Raw genomic sequence first — 4297 nt, 5'->3', positions numbered from 1 at the left:
AAGTTTAAAGTATCCCTGGAATAGTACTTATGCCTTTAGTGAAAATAGAGTAATAGATGGAGTTGAATTAGAAGGTCTTGAAGTTGAGATAGTTATAGGTAAAATTCCGAATGGAACTACGCAATTAAGAATTATAGGAAGTGAAAATGTTATTGGGATGCCTAAAATGATAGAGGTACCAACCTATCCTTTATATGTTACCGATCCTGTAACAAATGAACTAACGACCTATAGTGTAACTCGAGATGCCGTCCATATTGAAATTGACGCAAAACCAGATGGTAAGAGTAATTTTGTTATAAAGAATATACCATTTGAACCTAAAAAAGGAAGTTCAAATATTTATGATGGGATAGAAATTCCTTCTTTTTCTAAGACAGAATTACCAGCTATTATGTTATCACAAAAAGGTTCTATTGAAATACCTGCTACTGATATAATTAGTCCATGGAGAAAAAAGAAGGATATAGCTAGCGGTATAAGTATTCATGTTGGCGGAAGATATAAGACATCTAAAACTAAACCTGGCATGGATAGCTTTACTGGATCAGAAGGTTGTTTTACTGTAGTTGGTGGAAATAAAGGAATCACAGACTTGCAAAATGATATTGATTTAAGACAGGAAAAGCTAAAAGAAGCAGATAAACCTACTAATATAACTGTTGAAGTGGATCCAAGGCCTAATGTAAATAAAACTTTTGTAGTTCCTATGAAAAATTAATTTTTTTAAAGATAAAAAACATATGATTAAAGTAAATAATAATCTAATTTCCATAAATTGTTTCTTCTATTTAATTTTATTATTTTATTATTCTAATTCTAATTCTCAAAATATTGATTCTTCAAATTGTTGGAAAGCCCATACATCTTATAATGATATTAATTTTACAGATAACCAGTATGTTTTAATAAAAAGAAACGCAAGTATAGAGATATCTGTAAATAATACTTATAAGTATAATTACAAGCTTTACAAAGAAAAGAATGTTCAGTATTTTATTATGGATGAAGAAAAAATGATATTAGAAGAGGTAATACATAAAAAAAAGAAATTTATGAAAATTAGATATTTTCATAAAACAATGAGAGAATCTATTAATGAAGTTGTTAATCTTATGTTTGAAAAATGTTAGATTGATCATATACTTATTTGATCATATAAGATTAGACGAAAACTACAACCCTAAAAAAGGTTGTAGTTTTTTTATTTAATAACTTTCCAACTTACTATGCACTTTTTCAATTTCTTTATCCATATAAGCTTGTGCATAATGTACATAACGGTTGAAAGAAGTACTTGCATGACTATGTCCACTAATCTTACGAACTAAATGCTCTGGCATTCCTAAAATGAGAAGAGTTGTAATTGCGGTTCGTCGCATCATGTGTGAACTCATTTTATCGCAAAAACGATTTTTTGAAGTATCGGTTTTTTTAGTTAATTTCTGAGTTTTACCTTGTCTTTCTCTCGAAACTTCAATAGGCGATGTAAAACCAGCAAGTTCACCAATATGTTTTAGACTTTTATTAAAATTAAATAAACTGGTATTTCCAAAGAGAGTAATTTTATTGTTTGAAGTAGTATAACGCTGAAAAATAATTACAGCATAAGCAGAAAGCTTAATGAAACTGAAGGTTTTTGTTTTTTTTGATTTGAGTTTTAAATACCATTCACCATCTATTTTTTCGAAGTTTTTATTAGTTAGTAAAAAGATATCCGAATAACGCAATCCAGTAGAACAACCAAAAACAAAGATATCTTTGATACGTCTATAACTTGGTATTAAAGTTTGCTCGAATTCCTTATCATGAATTAAAAATTTTAATTGATCTGGAGAAAGGACAAAAATTTCAATTTCTTCCTTACGAACATAAAACAAACGCTGGAAATCACCTGTATTTATATCTTTATCATTCTTTAGGTAATTAAAAAAAACACGAATAACTTTGATATTGGCACCTACATAATTATCATGACAGCCTTTTTTGTATAAAAATTCAGTGAATTTTTGATAGAATTTTTTCCAATAGCTTTTTTCCGAAGCTTGTTCTCTTTTATCTAGCTTTGATGCATCACAAATGCGTAATTCAAATTTAGTCTCGCTTGAAAACTGAATCAAATTATTCAGTACATACTTATAGTTTTGTATTGAATCTGGTTTTATTTTTTCTCCATTTTTTTTGAGCCTTTTACCTGTTTCAGTTTCCCTTATAAATTGCTTGAACAATGGTATTATCAGACTCGTTTTTTTCATATTATGAGTTTTTAGTATAGATTTTGGTGAAGGTAAAACGTTTTGCTCTATAAATTAAAAACTACAACTGTAAAAAGTTGTAGTTTTTTAATTTATTCAGTTGACGAGTGATACGCTAGTTTAGCAAGACACCTTATTCATATTCTGTTTATGCATTCTTCGAATACTCCCTGAGTAGTTGTCGAATTTTATTAATTAAATTTCGCTTAAGAGAGTTTTAAACCATGATAATTCATCTGCTGAATATTTCTTTTTATACACATGATATTCATTAACATATCTATCATCTTTGATCTTTTCTAAACATATTAATTCAAATCCTTGATTCATGTAATTTATACCAAATTTACTTTTTGATTTTTCAACATAGTTTAATGCTTCACTAATTTTTTCTGTTCTTATATAGAATAATGTAATTTGATTATATATATTAATTTCTTCATGATGACTATCTATTATTTCTTTAAATAGAGTTTCTGAAGTTTCATATTCGTTCATATCATAAAGCAGCCAGGCTTTTTCAATTAATACATCGATAAACTGAGGATTAATAGAAATGGACTTATCATAATAAAACATTGCCTTTTCATAATCACTAAGATTATAATGGTTTATGTAGCCAATAAAATAATAAGCTTCTTCAGTTTCTCTTATTTCCAACGAACCGTTAAAAATTTTTAAAGCATTTTTAATCTCGTTACAGTTTAGATATGCGTTTCCTAAAAAGTTAAGCACGTCAGAATTAACATACGTTTGCGGTAGCTGTAGTATTTGATGAACAATATCTGAACAATTTGTAATTAAATCTAATCTCTGAGCTCTTAATAAAATTGCTTCATAGAAATTCTCATCAATCAATATTGCATCTTCTAAATATCCCCAGGCTAAATAATCAATTTCTTTTTTTTCATAAAGTTTAAAAAGTTCTAGCCTTAACCATTTATTTTCTTTCCGATTATCAATTTTTAAACATTTCTCTAATGAGTTTATTAATAAGTCTATTTCGTCATCTTGATTGATTTGAACCAAACTTTTTACCATTAAAAAAAATGAATTTTCTTGAAGTTTTTTTGATTGATTTAAAGAAGCTAACTCTTGAGAAGCTAAATTTATTTTATCTGTTTTATACAAAGCATAAACATAATAGACTTTTAATTCCTCAATATTAGCATGCTTATCTGAAAAATCTTTTAAATAATCTAGATCTAATTCTATATTATCTGTTAAGTATCTCTCTATTTCATAAATTTCTTTTTCAATCATATTTTTAGTTTCCTTGGTTGATAACAGGATGCTCTTTAACATCAATTCGTATTACTTTTGAATCTCCATTCTTTTTGGCCTCGTCAAATATCTTATTTACAAGCTCAACAGGAGAAGGTCCAAGCTTTATCTTGACAGCAAGTCTTGCGCTAGAAACTTTGCTGTTTCCGAGAGGGTCTTCACTTGTGTTTTGTTTAATATTTTCTTCAACTAATTGGTTAAATAATTTTTGATATGCAGCTTCTGCTAATGATAGTTTTAACTGCATTACTCCTCCAAATTGATAGCCATTTGATACTGAAACATGAGTACTTGTATCATCAATTCTACCTTGTTCCTGAACTTCTTGAACGGATAAATTATAATTTTCTTTTAAATCAGTAATAAAACTAATCCAAATACCTAAATTTTCTAAATTTTTAGGAGGAACCCCTATTGGATTAGGTTCACCAGACTCTGAATTAAAAGTCTTGGGACTAAGATTATACTTAGCTATAAATTCATTCATGTTTCTTTCTGCATTTCTCAAAGCAATTGTATTTCTCATCCTGAAACTAGGACTGAATCCTAAGATTCTATTAACTGTCCTCATAGAAGCATAAGAAACACTTCTTCCTCCTCTCATATAATCATTTGCTCTTCTAATCATAGGTCTCATTCTCATTGGACGATTTGCCCTCGCATTTGAATTTCCAGTTTCCAAGCCTTCCAATTCATTCATGTCAATAACCCTGTTTTCGCTGAAAGCATAAGGTGAATTATGAGGGTAATCCCCAGCC

5 protein-coding genes are annotated in these 4297 nt (G+C 28.5%); 2 read left to right on the top strand and 3 right to left on the bottom strand.

Annotated features, from left to right (window positions below; translation table 11 throughout):
* Positions 1 to 721 (top strand): hypothetical protein (locus AC3E9W_RS23165; protein WP_488770248.1); only part of this gene is annotated, 721 nt, incomplete at its 5' end.
* 22 nt (positions 722 to 743) lie between these two features.
* Positions 744 to 1133 (top strand): hypothetical protein, encoded by a 390-nt coding sequence (locus AC3E9W_RS23160; RefSeq protein WP_488770247.1) that lies wholly within the window; start codon positions 744 to 746, stop codon positions 1131 to 1133.
* A gap of 75 nt (positions 1134 to 1208) precedes the next feature.
* Here AC3E9W_RS23160 and AC3E9W_RS23155 read toward each other — a convergent pair whose 3' ends face one another.
* The 3 genes from AC3E9W_RS23155 to AC3E9W_RS23145 form a co-directional block, all read right to left on the bottom strand.
* Positions 1209 to 2255 (bottom strand): tyrosine-type recombinase/integrase, encoded by a 1047-nt coding sequence (locus AC3E9W_RS23155; RefSeq protein WP_488770246.1) that lies wholly within the window; start codon positions 2253 to 2255, stop codon positions 1209 to 1211.
* A gap of 195 nt (positions 2256 to 2450) precedes the next feature.
* A complete protein-coding gene (locus AC3E9W_RS23150; RefSeq protein WP_488770245.1) occupies positions 2451 to 3518 on the bottom strand; it encodes a tetratricopeptide repeat protein in 1068 nt (355 codons plus the stop codon).
* A 4-nt stretch (positions 3519 to 3522) separates the two neighbouring features.
* The coding region (locus tag AC3E9W_RS23145) for a hypothetical protein (protein ID WP_488770244.1) at positions 3523 to 4297 on the bottom strand (775 nt) is incomplete at its 5' end.

It is taken from the genome of Flavobacterium sp. 38 (assembly GCF_057799715.1).
The sequence above is the reverse complement of the archived record's forward strand: the minus strand, read 5'-3'. Positions and strand labels throughout refer to the sequence as shown.